Genomic DNA, 19,138 nt, shown 5'->3' on the forward strand with positions numbered 1-19,138 from the left:
TCTCTCAAAACCGGGGCCACTTTGAGCGACATGCATTAAAGCGCGTCGGGTGAAGACAGTCTCACGACGCCTGCCGCATGCCGAGCATGTGGGGGGTGCCCCTGACCAACACCGGGGCGTGATGGTTGCGGCGCGAACGCACGACATCCAACGTATGCTCGTTGAAGGTCAGCAGCGTAGCGACGACCTGCTGATTGCCATAGGTGCGCTGGTAACCGAGCGGCGTCGCCAGGAAGTGCAACTGCAGCGTCCGCAGCACCCACACCGGCTCGACCTCGATAATGACCTGATCGACATTGCGAGCAAGGCCCCATTCGACGAAGCCGGCGATCAGTTCGGTGCCGACCGTAGACACGCCGCGCTTGCCATCGCGAAAGCCTGGCGCCACCGCGTAACGGGTTAGCTCCCAGACATTCGGTCCCGAAGGGCGCTTTCCCTCGCAGAGTTCCGGCATCACATCGCTAAGGAGATGCGGCCGTGTGGTCGGCAGCATCCGATGATAGCCTGCAAGCTCGCCATTGCGGATGACCAGGTGGTGTTCGGCCTCATCATGGTCGAATTGATCGATTTCGAGGCCGTCCGGGCGATCGAGATCGGTCCACCGCATCTCATCGACGAAGACCTTGTAACGCAGGCGATGGACGGCCTCCCATAGGTCGGGACGTTCCATCAGTTGTTGAGTGGTAAGGGAAAATAGCATTAGCCGTCTCCTGGGCTTAAGAGGAAGATACGGCCGGGCTTTCCCGAAAAAATTGCGCGAAGGTGTTGGCAAGGATTTCCAGGCTGCCACAGCCGACATGGCTAATATAGCTGCGCCTAAACGCCTCCGCGATGGCGTGCACCCTGTTGGCGACGCCGAGTCTGCTTTTGGCGTTAAGAAAGCATTAGCCGTCTCAAGAGGACGACAGGGGCCGGTCTTTTCTGAAGATATGACGCCGACAATGCGGCCATAAATTTCGGGCCGCCAGAACCGGCCTAGCTGATATAGCCGTGCCTGACTGCTTCGGCGACTGCCTGCACACGGTTGGCGGCGCCTAGTTTGCTCTTGGCGTTGAGAAGGTGTTTCTCAGAGGTATGCTCCGAGATGCCGAGGATCTGCGAAATCTCCCACTCGGATTTTCCGACCGCCGCCCATTGCAGGCATTCGCGCTCGCGCGGCGTCAATTCAATGTGATCGATAGATTTGCCGGCCGTCGTTTGAAGCTGCATGGCGCGGCCGATTGCATAGGTGGAGGCCAGCGAGATCATTGCGAATTCGGCTTCGGACAGTTCGACCGCCTCACCGCCCAGCGAAACCAGCGCGATCTGGCCTTCGAGCGTGATCAGCGGGAAGGCGAGGCCGTCACGCAGCTTGAACTGGCGGGCGTCGCGCATTACCTCGGCGCTGCTCTTGTCGGCGGGCATGCTTTGAACGGCATCGCGCCATTGGAATGGCGCCCGAAACTGCTTCAAATGGCTGACGACCGGATCGTGGTCGACGTAGTTGCGCGATAAGTAACGCTCCAGCCATTCGCTAGGCCAATCGCAGAGCAGCACATGGTCCTTCGTCTGGCTGCTTGGTGTGCCGGGCTGCGGCACCGTTGCGGCTATCAGGGCCGTCAATCCGAAATTCGAGGTGACACTAAGTAGCTGCTCGCACACCGCAGCCGACGTGTCGGCACGCTGCACCCGGTCAATATATTCAAGTGTCCGGTCAAAATAACCCATCGCAACATCTACCCCATGTTGCCTACCGCTCTTGAGACCGATGCTACGTGCCTGCCCCGCACTTAGCCATCAACCCCGGATTGCAAAGCCACATCCTTAGCTTTTCTAACGCCAGCGACCGCCAACCCCGGGCCGACTCTGTGCGGCTATTTGCAACCTCGCCAAAGCATAACCCGAAATTTGCCCTTTGAAATCAAAAACAATTGTGCCTGCGCCGTTTTCGTATCACAAGCCAACGGCCAAGACGGGCGGAGTTTTTTGTGACATCACGCTGGATAACCATCGCCTTGCTGTCGATGCTGATCGGAGTGCAGCCGTTTGCCGGCGCTGTGCGGGCAGCGGAACCGCAGGTGCCGGTGCTTTGGGATGCCAAGGAGCGGCTGCCGAAGCCGGACCTTGCGGCGCTGCCGAGGCTCAGGTTCCTCACCACAACCGATTTCCCGCCCTTCAATTTTCTCGACGGCACGGGCCGACTGTCCGGCTTCCACATCGACCTGGCGCGGGCGATTTGCGCCGAACTCGACATCGCCGACAAATGCCAGATCCAGGCGCTGCCCTGGGCCGAACTCGACGACGCGTTGCAGAAGGGCGAAGGCGAGGCGATCATCGCCGGCATCGCCGCAACGCCGGAGACGCGGGCGAAGTACAGCTTTTCGCGCTCCTATCTACAGTTTCCGGCGCGCTTCATCATGCCGAAGACCAAGGCCTTCGCCGAGCCGATCCTCGACAAATTGCGCTCGAAGCGGGTCGGCGTGCTGGCCGGCTCGGCGCATGAAAAGATGCTGCGCGATTATTTCGGCACCGTGCAGATCATCCGCTTTCAACGGCCGGAAGACCTCTACAGCGACTTGAAGAGCGCCAAGATCGATGCCGCCTTCGGCGACGGCATGCGCTTTTCCTTCTGGCTGGGCGGCACGGACGCCGCCGGTTGCTGCCGCTTCGCCGGTGGACCCTACCTGGCGCCGGAATATCTGGGGTCCGGCATGACCATTGCCACCCGGGCCAGCGACCCAGCGCTGGCCGCAGCCATGGACTACGCGCTGCAGGAGATATCGGTGAAAGGCACCTTCGCCGAATTCTACCTGCGCTATTTCCCGGTCAGTTTCTTCTGATCCGGTTCCCGGTCAGCTTTTTCTGATCCGGTCCCGGTCAGCTTCCTCTAGGGGCTGGATCAGGTCAGCGTGCGCAGGCGGGCCTTCGCCCCGCGCGCGATGGCTGCGGCGGTCAGCGTGTCGAGATCGAGCTCACGCCGGATCAACTGCAGCACCCGCAATTCCTCCATGCGCATTTCTAGATCGACGGCGGCAACCTCGAAGGCCGCGGCATAGGCGGTGTCGTGCAGCCGTTCGGGCAAAGTCTCGGCGACACGCTCGAGCACGCCTTCCAACCCATCCTTTTCATGCAGCATCTTCTGGCAGTCCTGCGCAATGGCGATCAGCCTGTCCTGCTTGAAATCCTCGAACACCGGCCAGCTGCGGACGACGTCGCCGATGCGCGCCAGTTCGATATCGGTCATGTCGCGATCGGAAGCCGAGGTGATGACCATCAGGTAGATCAGGGCTTCATGGGTGGACGGCAACGGCATTCAAAACTCCTTGATAGTGAGGGTCGAAGGTAGGGACGCCACGGCGCCGTCGCAACGAAAACGCCTGATATCGTTGACGCTCCGCCCTGTCGCGCCTAGAGACCCGGTTGAAAATCTTACCAGCCGCGAAAGCCGGCCATGACTGGAACTTTGACATGACGGGATCAAACATCGCCGATCTCAACCCCGAAATGCTTGCGGCAGCCGCCGAAAGCAAGGCCTGGCCGTTCGAGGAAGCCAAAAAGATCATCGAGCGCTACAAGGGCGGCGACTTCCCGGAGATCGTCCTGTTCGAGACCGGCTACGGCCCGTCGGGCCTGCCGCATATCGGCACGTTCGGCGAGGTCGCGCGCACCTCGATGGTGCGCCATGCCTTTCACGTGCTGACCGGGAACAAGGTCAAGACCAAGCTGCTCTGCTTCTCCGACGATATGGACGGCATGCGCAAAATCCCCGACAATGTGCCGGATCGCGCAGCGCTCGAGCCCTATCTGCATATGCCGCTGTCGGCGGTGCCCAATCCGTTCGGCGGCGACTATCCGAGCTTTGGCGACCACAACAACGCGATGCTGTGCCGCTTCCTCGACACGTTCGGCTTCGACTACGAATTCGCCAGCGCCACGCAGTACTACAAGGCCGGCCGCTTCGATGCGATGCTGGTGCGCGCCGCCGAGCGCTATGAGCAGATCATGGCGGTGATGCTGCCGACGCTGGGGCCGGAGCGGCAGGCAACCTACAGCCCGTTCCTGCCGATCTCGCCGAAGAGCGGGCGCGTGCTCTACGTGCCGATGAAGCATGTCGACGCCAAGGCCGGCAACATCACCTTCGACGATGAGGGCACCGAGACCACGCTTTCGGTGACCGGCGGGAAGGTCAAGCTGCAGTGGAAGCCGGATTTCGGCATGCGCTGGGCAGCGCTCGGCGTCGATTTCGAAATGTTCGGCAAGGACCACCAGACGAACGCGGTGATCTACGACCGCATCTGCAACATTCTCGGCGGGCGCGCGCCCGAGCATTTCGTCTACGAACTGTTCCTGGACGAGAACGGCCAGAAGATCTCGAAGTCGAAGGGCAACGGGCTGACCATCGACGAATGGCTGCGCTACGCGCCGACCGAAAGCCTCGGCCTCTATATGTATCAGCGGCCAAGGCAGGCGAAAAAGCTCTATTTCGACGTCATCCCACGCGCCGTCGACGAGTACTACACCTTCCTCAACGCCTATCCGCGCCAGGACTGGAAGGAGCGGCTGGGCAATCCGGTCTGGCACATGCATGACGGCAAGCCGCCTTCCATCGACATGCCGGTGCCGTTCTCGCTGCTGCTCAACCTGGTCAGCGCCTCCAACGCGCAAAACAAGGATGTGCTGTGGGGCTTCATCTCGCGCCATGCATCTGGCGTGACGCCGGCGACGCATCCCGAACTCGACCAGCTGGTCGGTTTCGCCATCCGCTACTTCGACGATTTCGTGAAGCCGACGAAGACCTTCCGGCCGGCCGACGATGTCGAACGCGTGGCGCTGGAAGCGCTTGGCAACGCGCTTGCTGGCCTGCCGGCCGGCGCCGACGGCGAAGCGATCCAGAACGCTTCGCTCAACGTGGCGCGCAAGATCGAACGCTATCAGGACCATTCGAAGAAGAGCCCGGACGGCGGCCCTGGTGTCTCGGGCGCTTTCTTCCAGATGATCTACCAGGTGCTGATCGGCCAGGAACGCGGACCGCGCTTCGGTTCGTTCGCAGCCCTCTACGGCATCGCCGAAACCCGCGCGCTCATTGAGCGGGCGCTGGCTGGTCAGCTGGCGGCGTAATTTCCGTCCCGGACGGCGGCGTGTCTATCGCCGGGGCATCGAGGATCGGTTGCGACGCCGTCGGTGCCACAACAGGCGTTGGCGCCGGTGGCAGGCCGCCAAGATCGGGCGCGGCGCCGAAGACGCCCTTCTTGGCGGCGCGCGCCTTGTCGCCCGCTTCGACATAGGGGCCGGCTGCCGTGGCGCGCGCCCAGCCGTTTTCGACCAGCCACTGGCCGACATCCAGCTTGCCGATGCGGCATTCGGCGGCGATCAGCGCACGGTCGGCCTCCGGCGGCACCTTGCAGGCAACGGCCCGGCCGCGCAGGAAAGACCGGAACGCGGTGCGCGCCCTGATACCGCAAGCCCAGGACTTGCCGCCCTCGGTGCAGGTCTCGTCTTGCCTGACGATGTCGATGCCGGAGACCGTCACGGAATAACCATTGGCTTCGATCAGGCCGGCGGCGGCCGCGACCGGCTGGAACAGTTTTGTTCCTCCCCAGTCGTCGACCGCTCTGCGCCCACGCGGCTTGGGCGGCCCGGCCAGCGCCAGGTCGCTCAGCGGCGCGCGTGGCTCAACCCGTTCAAGTTCTTCTACCGGCAGCGGCGGCGGAGCGATGGCCTCGGGATCGATCGCCCTCGAATGCACCTGAGGCGAGTGCATCGGAGGCTTGACGGGCCGGACCTCGGGGATCGCCGACGTCGCCGGCTCCTCGGGCACGGCCTCGGTGTCCGGGTCGATCTGGTCGACGGTGATGGCGGGGCCGTCGCGATGCAGCGCGCGACCGCCGGCGACGACAATGGCGACCATCACCGGGATCGCCAGGAGGGCTATGAGGATTTGAAGCAGACGCACCGCGAGACCTACTGGCTTGCCCAGACGATCCGCGCCACCCATTCGACATCGCGCATCGCGATGTCGCGGTCCGGGTGGTCGGGGTTGAGCGAAATCAGCACGATCGATTTCGTCGTCTGGCGGTCGAGCACCTTGGCCATGACTTCGCCGGCATTGGTCTTGACGACGACGCGGTCGCCCTTGCGGGTAGCGGCGCCCGGCTCGACGATCAGCACATCGCCATTGCGGTACAGCGGCAGCATGGAATCGCCCTGCACCTTCAACGCATAAGAGGTTTCGGTCGCCCGTGCCGGAAGCTCGACAAGGTCCCAGCCCTGGCCTGAGGGATAGCCGGCATCATCGAAGAAGCCGCCGGCGCCGGCCTGGGCAAAGCCGAGCAGCGGCACCGCCGAACGCTGCGCGGCTACCGAGCCCGAAGCGGCCTTGGCACGGCCTTCGACCAGCCCGGTGAATTCGTCGAGCGAGGCGCCGGTCGCCTCGATGATCTTCGCCAGCGATTCGGTCGACGGCCAGCGCGGCCGTCCATCCGAGGACAGCCGCTTCGATTTGTTGAAAGCGGTGGAGTCCAGACCGGCTCGCCGGGCCAGGCCGGAGGCCGACAACGAATAGCGCTCAGCGAGAGCGTCGATGGCTGCCCAAACTCGGTCATGCGAGAGCAATTCGCTCTCCTCAAAACAGGAAAAAATACCTTTTCCTTCTAACGCGCGGTCATCCGATTGTCCACCGGCGCGCGGCCCGATCCCCTAAAAAGCTGTGTGCGGCGAAGTCGTCATGGATGCCTCAAACTGCCTTGGCAAGGCTGCGCAATCCCTGGTCGGAGCTCATGAAACCCCGCTCGGCCTAGGTCGGCGGTCGCGGTTGAACGGAGCGGGCAAGCGTACTGTTGGACGCGCCAAGGACGCTGTAGCATTTTGATTTGGCGCATGACCCCGAAAATCGATTCCGATTTTCGGGGTCATGCGCGAGGTCGGCGAGCATCACGTAGCGGGCGTTGTTGAGATGGAGGTTGAAGTCGATCTCGGTCGGCAGGCAGCGAAAAGCCAGTCGGCTTTCGCTACCGACCGCATAAGGCCACGGCGCCTTGCCGTGGCCATCATGCGCGCAAGGCGCCCCCAGACGTACATGGGGCGCTAGCTCAAGCGGCCTTCTGCACCTCGCCTTTCGCATAGGGATCGAAGCGCTGGTAGAAGGTCTCGCCCTTCTCGGCCAGGTCGAGCAGCAGCTTGGGCGCCTTGAACTCGGCGCCGTATTTCTTCTGCAGGCCTTTGGCTATTCTGACGAACTCCCTGGCGCCGATGCCGTCAATATAGGACAGCGCGCCGCCGGTGAATGGCGCGAAACCAAAGGCGAGGATCGACCCGAGATCGGCCTCACGCGGATCGGTGACGATGCCTTCCTCCATCACCCGGGCCGCTTCCAGCGCAATGGTTACCAGCAGGCGCTGCTGCAGTTCCTCATAGTCGACCTTCTCGGCCTCCAGCTGCGGATAGAGATCCTTCAGGCCCGGCCACAGCTTCTTCTTGGCAGGCTTGGCGGGATAGTCGTAAAAACCCTTGCCGTTCTTGCGGCCGAAGCGGCCATGGGTGTCGACCAGCGTGTTGATCAGCGCCATCTGCCTGGGGTCGACAGACTTGTCTCCGAGATCCCTGACGGTCTGCTTCATGATCTTCTGGGCAAGGTCGATCGCCGTCTCGTCGGTCAGCGCCAGCGGGCCGACCGGCATGCCGGCGGCCTTGGCGGCATTCTCGATCATCGGCGCCGGAACGCCTTCGATCAGCATCTTGTAGGCTTCCGACATGTAGCGCAGCACGCAGCGGTTGACGTAGAAGCCGCGCGTGTCGTTGACGACGATCGGCGTCTTCTTGATGGCGCGCACGAAATCGATCGCGGTGGCCAGCGCCTTGTCGCCGGTCTTCTTGCCCAGAATGATCTCGACCAGCATCATCTTGTCGACCGGCGAGAAGAAGTGGATGCCGACGAAATTCTTCGGCCGCGCCGAATTCTTGGCCAGCGCGGTGATCGGGATGGTCGAAGTGTTGGAGGCGAAGATCGCCGACGATTTCAGCACGGCTTCGGCCTGCTCGGTGGCAGCCTTCTTGACGGCCGAATCCTCGAAAACCGCCTCGACCACCAGATCGCAGCCGGCGAGATCGGCATAGTCGGCCGTCGGCGTGATCAGCGACAGAAGTCTGTCCTTCTCCTCGGGCTTGGCGCGGCCCTTCTTGACCTGATCGGAGATCAGGCTGTCGGAATGCGCCTTGCCTTTTTCGGCCGACGCCATGTCGCGGTCGAGCAGGACGACCGGGATGCCGGCCTTGGCGGTGACAAAGGCGATGCCGGCGCCCATGAAGCCGGCGCCGAGAATACCGATCTTCTTGAACTTGGTCTCTGGCACGCCGGCCGGACGGCGGGCGCCCTTGTTGAGCTCCTGCAGCGAGACGAACAGCGAGCGGATCATCGCTGCTGCTTTCTTGGACTGCATGATTTCGGTGAAATAGCGCTGTTCGATGCGCAGACCGGTGTCGAACGGCACCAGCAGGCCCTCATAGACGCATTTCAGGATGGCCGCGGCGGCCGGATAGTTGCCGTAGGTCTCGCGACGCAGGATGGCGATGGCCGGCGGCCACAGATTGAAGCCGGCGGGCGAATAGATCAGGCCGCCGGGCAGCTTGAAGCCCTTCTCGTCCCAGGGTTGGACGGCTTTCAGGCCGTTCCTGATCATCGCCTTGGCGGTCTCGATCAGCTTGCCGGGTTCGGCGATCTCGTGGATCAGCCCCATCGCCTTGGCTTTCTGCGGCGACAGCGTCTGGCCGGTGGTCAGCATCTGCAACGCCTGCTGCTGGTCGGTCAGGCGCGGCACGCGTTGGGTGCCACCGGCGCCGGGGAAGATGCCGACCTTGACTTCCGGCAAGGCCATCTTGACCTTTTCGGAGTCAGCGGCAACGCGGCCATGACAGGCCAGCGACAGCTCGAACGCGCCGCCCATGCAGGTACCGTTGATCGCCGAGACCCAGGGCTTGCCCGACGTTTCGAGCTTGCGCCACAGGCCCCCCATGCGGCCGGCATTGTCGAACAGAAGCTGTGCCGCCTTCTCCGGGTCCTTGGTCTTCTCCTTGGCAAATACGGCCAGCATCTTCTGCAGCATGGTCAGGTCGGCGCCGCCGGAGAAGCTGTCCTTTCCCGAGGTGATCACCGCGCCCTTGATGGCGGCGTCGGCCACCACCTGGTCGATGATCTTGTCGAGCTCGTTCATTACCTCTTCGGTGAAGACGTTCATCGAGCGGTCCGGCATGTTCCAGGTGACCAGCGCGATGCCGTCTGCGTCGGTGTCGACCGTGAAGTTTGTATAAGTCATGTCTCTCTCCTTCCGGCCGAAAATCAGACGCGTTCGATAATCGTTGCGGTGCCCATGCCGGCGCCGATGCAGAGCGTCACCAGAGCGGTGTTCAAATCGCGGCGCTCGAGCTCGTCCAGCACCGTGCCCAGGATCATCGCGCCGGTGGCACCGAGCGGATGGCCCATGGCGATGGCGCCGCCATTGACGTTGATCTTGTCGTGCGGGATTTCGAATGCCTGCATGTAGCGCAGCACCACCGAGGCGAAGGCCTCGTTAAGCTCGAACAGGTCGATATCCGACAGCTTCATCTTGGCGCGCTTCAGAAGCTTCTCGGTGACGTCGACCGGACCGGTAAGCATCAGCACCGGCTCGGAGCCGATGTTGGCAAAGGCGCGGATACGCGCGCGTGGCTTCAAGCCCATCGTTTTGCCGGCCTTCTTGGAGCCGAGCAGCACTGCGGCGGCACCGTCGACGATGCCCGACGAATTGCCGGCATGGTGGACGTGATTGACCTCTTCCACCTCAGGGTGCTTCTGCACGGCGACCGCGTCGAAGCCGCCCATTTCACCAGGCATGACGAAGGACGGGTTGAGCGAGGCCAGCGACTGCATGTCGGTCGACGGCCGCATATGCTCGTCATGATCGAGGATGGTGAGGCCGTTCTGGTCCTTGATCGGTATGACGGAGTTCTTGAAACGGCCATCGGCCCAGGCCTTGCCGGCGCGCGTCTGGCTCTCGACCGCATAGGCATCGACGTCGTCGCGCGAAAAACCATACTTGGTGGCGATCAAATCGGCCGATATGCCTTGCGGCACGAACCAGCCGGGCAGGCCGACGGACGGGTCCATGAACCAGGCGCCGCCCGAGGCGCCCATGCCGACGCGCGACATCGATTCCACGCCGCCTGCAATGACGATCTCGTCGGCGCCTTGAGCGATCTTGGCGGCGCCGAAATTGATGGCGTCGAGGCCTGAGGCGCAGAAGCGCGAGATCTGCATGCCCGGCGCCTTGTTGTCGTAGCCGGCCTCGAAGGCGGCGGCACGCGGGATGACGGAGCCGGCTTCGCCGACCGGATCGACGCAGCCGAAGATGATGTCGTCGACGTTTGCAGTGTCGAGGCCGTTGCGGTCGCGCAACGCTTCAAGCGTCCTGGCCGCAAGCCGCACCGCCGGCACCTCGTGCAGCGAGCCATCCTTCTTGCCCTTGCCGCGCGGTGTGCGCACGGCGTCATAGACATAAGCTTCAGCCATTTGCTTGCTCCTTGCTTTGCCGACGTCGCTCTCAGAGAGAGCGGCCGATCAGCAATTTCATGATCTCGTTGGTGCCGCCGTAGATGCGCTGGACGCGGGCGTCGCGGAACATGCGGGCGATCGGATATTCATTCATGTAGCCATAGCCGCCATGCAATTGAAGGCATTCGTCGACGACTTTTCCCTGCAGGTCCGAGAGCCAGTATTTCGCCATCGACGCCGTCACCGGATCCAGCCCGCCATTGATGTGGCGGGTGACGCAATCATTGTAGAAGACGCGGCCGATGGTCGCCTCGGTCTTGAGTTCGGCGAGCTTGAACTGGGTGTTCTGGAACTCGATGATCGCTTTGCCGAAGGCCTTGCGATCCTTGACGTAGTCGATGGTCAGCGCCAGGGCGCGTTCGATCATGGCGATGGCGCCGGTGCCGATCTGCAGGCGCTCCTGCGGCAATTGCTGCATCAGCTGGATGAAGCCCTGTCCCTCTTCGTGGCCAAGCAGGTTCGAGGTCGGCACGCGCATATCATTGAAGAACAGCTCCGACGTGTCGTTGGCCTTCAGGCCGATCTTGTCGAGGTTGCGGCCGCGTTCGAAGCCTTCGGCCTCGTCGGTCTCGACGACGATCAGCGAGGTGCCCTTGGCGCCTTTGGCCGGATCGGTCTTGGTGACGACGATGATGAAATTGGCCAGTTGCCCATTGGTGATGAAGGTTTTCGAGCCGTTGATCTTGTACTGGTTGCCGTCCTTCTCGGCGCGCGTCTTGACGCCTTGTAGGTCGGAGCCGGCGCCCGGCTCGGTCATGGCGATGGCGCCGATCAGTTCGCCGGTTGCCAGCTTCGGCAGCCACTTCTTCTTCTGCTCCTCGGAGCCGTAATGAAGGATGTAAGGGGCAACGATCGCATTGTGCAGGCCGATGCCGAAACCGTCGACGCCGACATGGCCGATCGCCTCGATGATGGCGCTCTCATGCGCGAAGGTGCCGCCGGAGCCGCCATATTCCTCCGGCATCGAGGCGCAGAGCAGGCCGGCGGAACCTGCCTTGCGCCAGCTCTCGCGGTCGACCATCTCGTTCTTCTCGAACTCGTCGTAGCGCGGCGCGATCTCTTCCGACATGAAGCGATGCGCCATGTCGTAGAGCATGCCGACTTCGTCCGCCGCCCAGGCGGGCGTCGGCAAGGAGAGCACTTCTGATGGATTTGTCATGCCGTTTCTCCCGCGCCAACGTCCCCCTCCCCCTCGAGGGGAGGGTGGCCGCGAAGCGGTCGGGTGGGGTCGCCGATGACGTGCTCGACCTTATCTTCGGAATTGACGCGGGTTTGGGGCATTGCGATCATCTCCTACCAAAGCGCCAACCAGCCGGCGCACTGCACGCAGGACCCCTCCCGGCCCTTCGGGCCACCCTCCCCTCAAGGGGGAGGGGGACGCTGGCCATTTCTAGAACGCTTCCGCAGGCAGCGCCATTAGCGTGTCCGCACCACTGGAAATGCGGGCCAGATGTGCCGACGTCTCGGGCATGATCCGCTCCATGAAGAAGCGCGCCGTCACCACCTTGTTGTCGTAGAACGACTGCGAACCATTGGCGCCGGTCTTGCGGAGCGCGGCCTTGGCCATCTGCGCCCACATGTAGCCCAGCGCCACCAGGCCGAAGAGATGCATGTAATCGGTCGACGCGGCGCCGGCATTGTCGGGCTTGGCCATGCCGTTCTGCACCAGCCACATGGTCGCCGCCTGCAGATCATTGAGGCCCTTCTTCAGCGCCTTCGTGAAAGGCGCCAGCTTCTCGTCGGCGCGGTTCTCCTCGCAGAACTCGCCGACGTCCTTGAAGAAGGCCTGCACGGCGCGGCCGCCATTCAGGCCAAGCTTGCGGCCGACGAGGTCGAGCGCCTGGATGCCGTTGGCGCCTTCATAGATCATGGCGATGCGGGCATCGCGCACGAACTGGCTCATGCCGTGCTCTTCGATGTAGCCGTGGCCGCCGAACACCTGCTGCGCCATGACGGCATGGTCAAAACCCTTGTCGGTGAGCACGCCCTTGATCACCGGCGTCAGCAGGCCGGTATAGTCGTCGGCCGCCTGGCGATCCTTGTCGTCGGCGGAGCGGTGGGCGATGTCGGACTTGATCGCCGTCCACAGCGCCAGCGCGCGGCCGGCCTCGTTGAAGGCCCTCATGGTCATCAGCGAGCGGCGGATGTCGGGATGGACGATGATCGGGTCGGCTTGTCTGTCCGGCGCCTTGGCGCCCGACAGCGAGCGGCCCTGCAGCCGGTCCTTGGCGTAGGAGACCGCGTTCTGGTAAGCGATCTCGGACAGCGACAGGCCCTGCAGGCCGACGCCGAGGCGGGCTTCATTCATCATCGTGAACATCGCCTTCAGGCCGCCATTGGCCTCGCCGAGCAGCGTGCCTTCGGCCTCGTCATAATTCATGACGCAAGTCGAATTGCCGTGGATGCCCATCTTCTCCTCGATCGACCCGCAGGAGAGCGTGTTCTTCTCGCCCGGATTGCCCGAGGCATCGAGCTTCAGCTTTGGCACGATGAACAGCGAGATGCCCTTCACGCCTGCCGGCGCGCCTTCGATGCGGGCCAACACGAGATGAACGATGTTTTCCGACATGTCGTGCTCGCCGGCCGAGATGAAGATCTTCTGGCCGGATATCTTGTAGGTGCCGTTGCCGTTCGGCACCGCCTTGGTGCGCAGCAGACCGAGATCGGTGCCGCAATGCGGCTCGGTCAGGTTCATGGTGCCGGTCCAGGACCCCTCGACCAGCTTCGGAAGCCATGTCGCCTTCTGCTCGTCGGTGCCGTGGGTGATGATCGCCGCGATCGCGCCTTGCGTCAGGCCGGGATACATCATCAGCGCCATGTTGGCCGAAACCATGTATTCGGCAACCGCGGTGTGCACGGCATAGGGCAGCCCCTGGCCGCCGAACTCGACGGGCGCCGCCAGTCCCATCCAGCCGCCTTCGCGATACTGGTCGTAGGCTTCCTTGAAGCCCTTCGGCGTCGTCACCGAGCCGTCCTCATGGCGCACGCAGCCTTCCATGTCACCGACGCGGTTCAGAGGATGCATAACGTTTTCGGCGAGCTTGGCGCCTTCGGCGAGGATCGCCTCGACAACGTCGGGCGTCGCGTCGGCAAATCCGGGAAGGTTGGAGTAGCGCTGATAGCCCAGCACCTCGTTGAGCACGAACAGCGTGTCCTGGACCGGCGCCCTGTAGATCGGCATGTGTTTCCTCCACCATGCGGGTCTTGGCCGCGAGATCGAGCCCCGAAACATGAGGTTGGGGCGGCATGCGGGCCAATGTTGAAAGCGGGATAGCAAAAATTGACGTTTGCGTAAACGTCAATTTAGTCGCCGCGACAAAATTTACTTATGCCAGCCTGTCGCACGAGCGGTGCATGGCTTTGCGCAAAGCAAGGGGGGGTCAAACAAAAAGAGCCGCGCGGGCGGCCGCGCGGCTCTTCCGTTCAAAGCTTTCGCCGGGAGCTGCGGAGCAAAATCAGCTGGCGGCGCTGGCCGGGGCCGAACGCTCGGACAGCATCTGGCGCACGGCCGACATCGAGCCGCTCAACTCGTTGATGGCGTCGTCGATCAGCGCGCGCTGCTTCTGCAGGCGGGCAAGCTGCTTCTCCGACTTGTCGAGAGCCAGCCGCAGCTGCTTGGTGTTGGATCCCGTCGGATCGTAGAGATCCATCATCTGCTTGACGTCGCGTAGCGAGAACCCGACCTTGCGGCCGAGCAGGATCAGCTTCAGCCGCGCCTTGTCGCGACGCGTGTATAGCCGCGTCGCCCCATCGCGCTTTGGATTGAGCAGGCCCTTGTCTTCATAGAAACGCAGCGTGCGCAGCGTCACGCCGTATTTCTTGGCCATCTCGCCGATGCGCACGAGCTCCTCACTGGCTTCGGCAGACATATTGTTGGTGTTGGCCGCGGCTTCGCCGGGCGAAACAAGTTTCATAGTCACTGGCTTTCCCCTGTCGTGGCATCGCGGTCTCGGACCTTGCAACGCCTGAGTGGAAGCGGGGGCATGCTTCCAGTCGTGGTTTCAACTAATTCATCGCAAAAGGCACGAACGGCGCCCCTCTTACGTTTACGTCAATTCTATATCGATAGCCGCCGCATGACGCAAGGGCGTTCTGGGATTGCGAAACCTTATGCCGCACCCCCGGCGCCGGGTCCGAACGGGCACCGCCTGTATTTCAGCAATGCCGTAACTTCTTAAGCTTGGTTAACACCTTGTTTACCACGATGGGTGAAATGTGCGGATGTCGGTCACCCGTGTTTATCCTGTAGCGAATTTTTCACGGTTTTTCGGAGAGCGGGCCTGGCCCGGGAAGCTCGTCTTCCGCCGCAGCAGTGCCGCGCGGCCGCCTTCGTTCCCGACAAGGACTTGGGAAACTGGCAGCAAGCCGGCCATTCTGAAAAACGGACGCATCGATGAACAGCAAGCGGTCCTATCTCGATACACTCAACGCCGGCAGGCCGCGCAGGCCGAACACCACACTTGATGAATTGAACCGCTCGCTGGAAACGCTGGAGCAGCGGCTGGAGCGCAAGCGCGAGGACGCCGCCGAGCGCTTCGATCCGCGCCGGCCGCCGGCAGAGCCGCGCTACGCAAGCGCCCAGCCCTACGCCCCGCCGCGCTGGTACGAGGACCCGCAGCCCACGCCGCGGCCGAAAGGCGCCGGGCCGGCCGGCTTCGACCAGAACTATCAGGCGATCGCGCGCGACATCGACCGCGTGCGCGGCCAGGAAGACAGCGTCGCCGTGGTCGGCAAGATCGCCGGCGAATTGCGTGGCCTGCGCGAGGAACTGCGCCATCAGATGACGGCCGGCCTGCAGCGCGAATTCGCCGCGTTGCGCAAGGACATCGAACGGGCCTTCCAGGCGAGCAACCAATCGGGTGGTCAGGCAGGCGGCTTGCCCGGCAAGGGCAGCGCCGAACTCGGCGTCGAATTCGAGCGGCTGTCCGGCGCCATCCAGACGCTGGCCGAGAAGAGCGACGACCGAAGCGTCAACATGCTGCGGCTCGAGCTCGAGCAGGTAAAGACGGCGCTCGACACATTGGCGCGCGAGGAAAGCGTGCTGAAGGTCGACCGCCGCTGGGACGATTTCGACCGCCGCTGGAGCGCGTTCGAGGACCGTGTCGACGCCGACCAGCGCAACCGCGCCGACGGCCCCGGATTTTCGGCCCTGACCGACCGGCTCGAACAGATCAGCAATGCGGTCCACAATCTGCCGGAATCGCTGTCGCTGCGCTCGATGGAAGAAAAGGTCCGCACGCTTGCCGGCGCCGTCGATCATTTCGTCAGCCAGCAGAGCAACCGCGGCGGCGACACGCTTGGCCTGATCGACGAACGGCTCGACGAGATTTCGCGCGCCATCGTCGCCTCGACCGTCGCCGCACAGGCCAATTCCTTCGACCCCGAACCCTTTGAACGCATCGAGAAGCGGATCGCCTCGCTGGCGCAGCAGATCGAGGAAGTCGTGCAGGTTCGTCCGAGCGGCGAGGTTCTCGACCGTCTCAGCACGCTGTCGAACAGGGTCGACGAGCTTGCCGGCCGCGCCAATCTGCCGGAACAGGCGATGGAGCGCCTCGGCAAGCAGATCGCGATGATCGCCGACAAGATCGACCGCGCCCCGGCCATGCCCGACGCCGACTATATCTTCCAGGGTCTGGAACAACGCTTCGACGTGCTGTCGGGCATGATGGAACGCCGGCAGGGCGACGCCATCGAACAGGGCAACATGCTGTTTCGCGATCTCGAGCGGCGGCTGGACGAGGTTGCCGACCGGCTGGACCAGCGCCAGCCGCAGGCTGACAGCGCCGGCATCATGGACGCCATCGACGCACGCTTCACCGCGCTCGCCCAACGCATGGAGACGCGCATTCCCGATCCTGCCAACGAGGCGGCGATCCGCGGCCTGGAAAGCCGGCTCGAAGACATTTCAAGCCGGCTGGAATCGTCGGCCGCGCAGGTCGCCGGCATCGATCCGGCACTGATCCGCAGCCTCGAGGCGCAGGTCTCCAGCCTATCGGCGCATCTGTCGAAGCCCGGCACGCCGCTGCCGGAATTCGAGGACATCAGCCCGCGCCTCAACGAAATCGAGAAGTCGCTGGCCGGAACCCGCGAATCCATCATGGGCGCGGCACGCGAAGCAGCCGAGAGCGCCGTGCGCTCGCTGGCAGATTCCAACGCCAACACCGCGGCCGTTACCGGCCTTGCCCAGGATCTGAAGACGCTGGAAGCGCTGACGCGCCGTTCGGACGAGCGCAATTCACGGACATTCGAGGCGATCCACGACACGCTGCTCAAGATCGTCGATCGTCTGGGCTCGCTGGAGACCAGCGAACCGGCCGAGGCGGTGAGCGAGCTTCTGGATGCCCAGGCCGAGCCGGCGCGGCGGGCCCGCGCTGCACGCGCCTCCAAGATTTCGGTGCAGGACGCGCCATCGATGGATATCGACCGGCCGCTGCCGCTGACCGGAGACATGGCCGATCTCGACGGCCGCGCCGCCGTCATCATGCGCAGCGAGCCGGATATGCGCGCCGACTCGGGTACGCGTAGCGACCCAGGTACGCGTAGCGACCCGGTCATGGGCAGCGAACCAGTGCGGCGCTCGCCAGCCGAGGCTGCCGCGGCCGCTGCCCAGGCAGCGCTCGGTTCCGACAGGATTGCCGAGAAAGGCGAAGGCACGGCCAAGAAGTCGCTGTTCGGAGGATTGGCGCGCGCCTTCAGGGGCAAGAAGCCGGCTGACATGCCGCCGCTTGCCGGCTCGGGGCCCAATGTCGACATGCCGAGCGTCGATCTCGACGAGCCGCTCGATCCGAAGCTCGCCAACCGGCCGTTGGAGCCGGGCTCCGGCGCGCCCGACCTCAACGCCATCATGAAGCGCGTGCGCGACGAGCGTGGCCCACCGGTGCGCCAAAACTCCGGCGATGCATCGAAATCCGACTTCATTGCCGCTGCCAGGCGCGCGGCGCAAGCCGCGGCCGCCGAGGCCGACGCACTGAAACGCCAGTCCACCATGAAGGGCCCGGTCAAGGCGCTTCGTATCGGCGACCTGCTCAAGGCGCGGCGCAAGCCGATCCTGATGGGAGCGGTCGCGATCATGCTGGCGCTTGCCGGCCTCCAGTTGGGCAAGGCCTTCTTCGCCGACCCGGTCGAGGTCGCAAGCAACGATACAGCGCCGATCGTCGCCTCGCAGCCGGTCGAGACTGCTTCGGTCAACGCTGCCAGCCAACCCAAGGCAGACGCGCAGGTGGCCGTGCAGGACGCGCCGGCCCGGACCGTCAGGCAGGCGGAGCCCACGGAACCGGCAGCTGGCAACGATGCGCCAATGAATGCGGCCTCGATCGCCGAGCCCGAAATGCCGGCCGTGGAACCCGTGCCAGCGCCGGTGGCTCTGGCCGATCCGGCCCCCGCGCCAAATGCAATGCTGCCGAGGACCGCCACTGCGGAACCGGCGGCTGCCGACGCGCAGCCTGCGGCCGCCGTCATGGCGCCCTCGGCCTCGGATACGACGGCCTCGGATACTACCGGCGCCGTTCCGCCGGCTGATGCCGCGGTAACACCTGTCGTGGCCAAGATAGACGTTCCGGCCGATGCCGGCCCGCAAGCCTTGCGCGACGCGGCTGCCGGCGGTGACGCCAAGGCGCTGTTCGAACTCGGTTCGCGCTATGCTGAATCGCGCGGCGTCAAGGAAGACATGGCGGCAGCGGCCAAATGGTACGAAAAGTCGGCCGAGCTCGGCTTCGCACCGGCGGAGTACCGCATCGGCAATTTCTACGAGAAGGGCATCGGCGTCACGCGCGACGTCAAGAAGGCAAAGACCTTCTACCAGCTCGCCGCCGCGCAGGGTAATGCCAGCGCCATGCACAATCTGGCCGTTCTGTTTGCCATGGCCGCCGACGGCGTGACCGACAATGAATCGGCCGCGCACTGGTTTCAGGCGGCGGCCGATGTCGGCGTCAAGGACAGCCAGTTCAATCTCGGCATCCTGGCGGCAAAGGGCGTCGGCATGAAGCAGAGCCTGGAGGAATCCTACAAATGGTTCGCGCTCGTCGCCAAGACCGGCGACAAGGATGCGGCTGCAAAGCGCGACGAGGTCGCCACTGCGCTGCGCCCCGAACAGCTGGAGCGGGCGCGCGCCGCCACGGAACTGTGGAAGCCGAAGCCGCTCGACCCGGCGTCCAACTCGGCCGATATTCCTGAATCCTGGCAGGAAGGCACGCCGCAGACCACCGCCAGCGTCGACATGAAGAAGGCGGTCAAGAACATCCAGCTCATCCTCAACAAGAACGGCTACGATGCCGGCGGCGCCGATGGCGTGATGGGCGGCAAGACCAAGACCGCAATCATGGCTTTCCAGACCGACAACAAGATGCAGGCGACCGGCGAAATCGACGAAAAGCTGGTGAAGGCGCTGCTGGCGCACAAATAACGGCAGATGCGTCGCTAACGCGACGCCCTTGCCATACATTTGCCTGTTAACTGCTTGAGATGTTTTTTGTTTCGGTAGGGCGGCGGGGTTTGATCCCACTGCCCCGGCGGTGCAAGAAAGAATTGGCTTTTCGGTGCGACAATGCCCTGGAATGGCTGCAATCGCCGACAGGCAAA

13 protein-coding genes and 1 pseudogene are annotated in these 19,138 nt (G+C 63.7%); 3 read left to right on the forward strand and 11 right to left on the reverse strand.

What is annotated here, in order from left to right:
- Positions 1 to 61: 61 nt before the first annotated feature.
- Together ACYG9Y_RS21295 and ACYG9Y_RS21300 are read right to left on the reverse strand one after the other, a co-directional pair.
- Complete coding sequence (locus ACYG9Y_RS21295) at positions 62 to 700, reverse strand: acyl-homoserine-lactone synthase (RefSeq protein ID WP_023692538.1); 639 nt, start codon at positions 698 to 700, stop codon at positions 62 to 64.
- Between the two features lie 275 nt (positions 701 to 975).
- Positions 976 to 1,707, reverse strand: a complete 732-nt coding sequence (locus ACYG9Y_RS21300; protein ID WP_023738210.1) for a helix-turn-helix transcriptional regulator — start codon at positions 1,705 to 1,707, stop codon at positions 976 to 978.
- A 296-nt stretch (positions 1,708 to 2,003) separates the two neighbouring features.
- Between ACYG9Y_RS21300 and ACYG9Y_RS21305 the strand changes: the two genes are divergently transcribed.
- Positions 2,004 to 2,819, forward strand: a complete 816-nt coding sequence (locus ACYG9Y_RS21305) for a transporter substrate-binding domain-containing protein (protein ID WP_050586840.1) — start codon at positions 2,004 to 2,006, stop codon at positions 2,817 to 2,819.
- A 59-nt stretch (positions 2,820 to 2,878) separates the two neighbouring features.
- On the opposite strand, the gene ACYG9Y_RS21310 is transcribed toward ACYG9Y_RS21305, so the two are convergent.
- A complete protein-coding gene (locus ACYG9Y_RS21310) occupies positions 2,879 to 3,292 on the reverse strand; it encodes a tellurite resistance TerB family protein (RefSeq protein WP_023688697.1) in 414 nt (137 codons plus the stop codon).
- 155 nt (positions 3,293 to 3,447) lie between these two features.
- Here ACYG9Y_RS21310 and ACYG9Y_RS21315 point away from each other — a divergent pair, with 155 nt between their 5' ends.
- Positions 3,448 to 5,097, forward strand: a complete 1,650-nt coding sequence (locus ACYG9Y_RS21315; RefSeq protein ID WP_023732412.1) for a lysine--tRNA ligase — start codon at positions 3,448 to 3,450, stop codon at positions 5,095 to 5,097.
- Here ACYG9Y_RS21315 and ACYG9Y_RS21320 read toward each other — a convergent pair.
- The 8 genes and pseudogenes from ACYG9Y_RS21320 to ACYG9Y_RS21355 form a co-directional block, all read right to left on the reverse strand.
- Positions 5,060 to 5,932: a thermonuclease family protein gene (locus ACYG9Y_RS21320; RefSeq protein WP_023738208.1), complete on the reverse strand. Its 873-nt coding sequence runs from the start codon at positions 5,930 to 5,932 to the stop codon at positions 5,060 to 5,062. The genes ACYG9Y_RS21315 and ACYG9Y_RS21320 overlap by 38 nt on opposite strands.
- An 8-nt stretch (positions 5,933 to 5,940) precedes the next feature.
- Positions 5,941 to 6,591, reverse strand: coding sequence for a S24 family peptidase (locus tag ACYG9Y_RS21325; protein ID WP_023681959.1), 651 nt, complete (start codon positions 6,589 to 6,591; stop codon positions 5,941 to 5,943).
- A 304-nt stretch (positions 6,592 to 6,895) separates the two neighbouring features.
- Positions 6,896 to 7,056: pseudogene (locus ACYG9Y_RS21330) on the reverse strand (thioesterase family protein); the annotation flags it as partial.
- Between the two features lie 11 nt (positions 7,057 to 7,067).
- Positions 7,068 to 9,287 (reverse strand): 3-hydroxyacyl-CoA dehydrogenase NAD-binding domain-containing protein, encoded by a 2,220-nt coding sequence (locus ACYG9Y_RS21335; protein ID WP_023738207.1) that lies wholly within the window; start codon positions 9,285 to 9,287, stop codon positions 7,068 to 7,070.
- Between the two features lie 23 nt (positions 9,288 to 9,310).
- A complete protein-coding gene (locus tag ACYG9Y_RS21340) occupies positions 9,311 to 10,519 on the reverse strand; it encodes an acetyl-CoA C-acetyltransferase (protein ID WP_023738206.1) in 1,209 nt (402 codons plus the stop codon).
- Positions 10,520 to 10,550: 31 nt separating this feature from the next.
- The gene (locus ACYG9Y_RS21345; RefSeq protein WP_023738205.1) at positions 10,551 to 11,720 is read right to left on the reverse strand and encodes an acyl-CoA dehydrogenase family protein; all 1,170 of its coding nucleotides are present in this window, start codon (positions 11,718 to 11,720) and stop codon (positions 10,551 to 10,553) included.
- 231 nt (positions 11,721 to 11,951) lie between these two features.
- Positions 11,952 to 13,742: an acyl-CoA dehydrogenase gene (locus ACYG9Y_RS21350; protein ID WP_023738204.1), complete on the reverse strand. Its 1,791-nt coding sequence runs from the start codon at positions 13,740 to 13,742 to the stop codon at positions 11,952 to 11,954.
- A gap of 274 nt (positions 13,743 to 14,016) precedes the next feature.
- The gene (locus ACYG9Y_RS21355) at positions 14,017 to 14,475 is read right to left on the reverse strand and encodes a MerR family transcriptional regulator (RefSeq protein WP_023669610.1); all 459 of its coding nucleotides are present in this window, start codon (positions 14,473 to 14,475) and stop codon (positions 14,017 to 14,019) included.
- Between the two features lie 479 nt (positions 14,476 to 14,954).
- On the opposite strand from ACYG9Y_RS21355, the gene ACYG9Y_RS21360 reads away from it, so the two are divergent.
- A complete protein-coding gene (locus ACYG9Y_RS21360; RefSeq protein ID WP_023738203.1) occupies positions 14,955 to 18,962 on the forward strand; it encodes an SEL1-like repeat protein in 4,008 nt (1,335 codons plus the stop codon).
- The last annotated feature ends 176 nt before the right edge of the window (positions 18,963 to 19,138 follow it).

Source organism: Mesorhizobium sp. W050 (assembly GCF_054719535.1).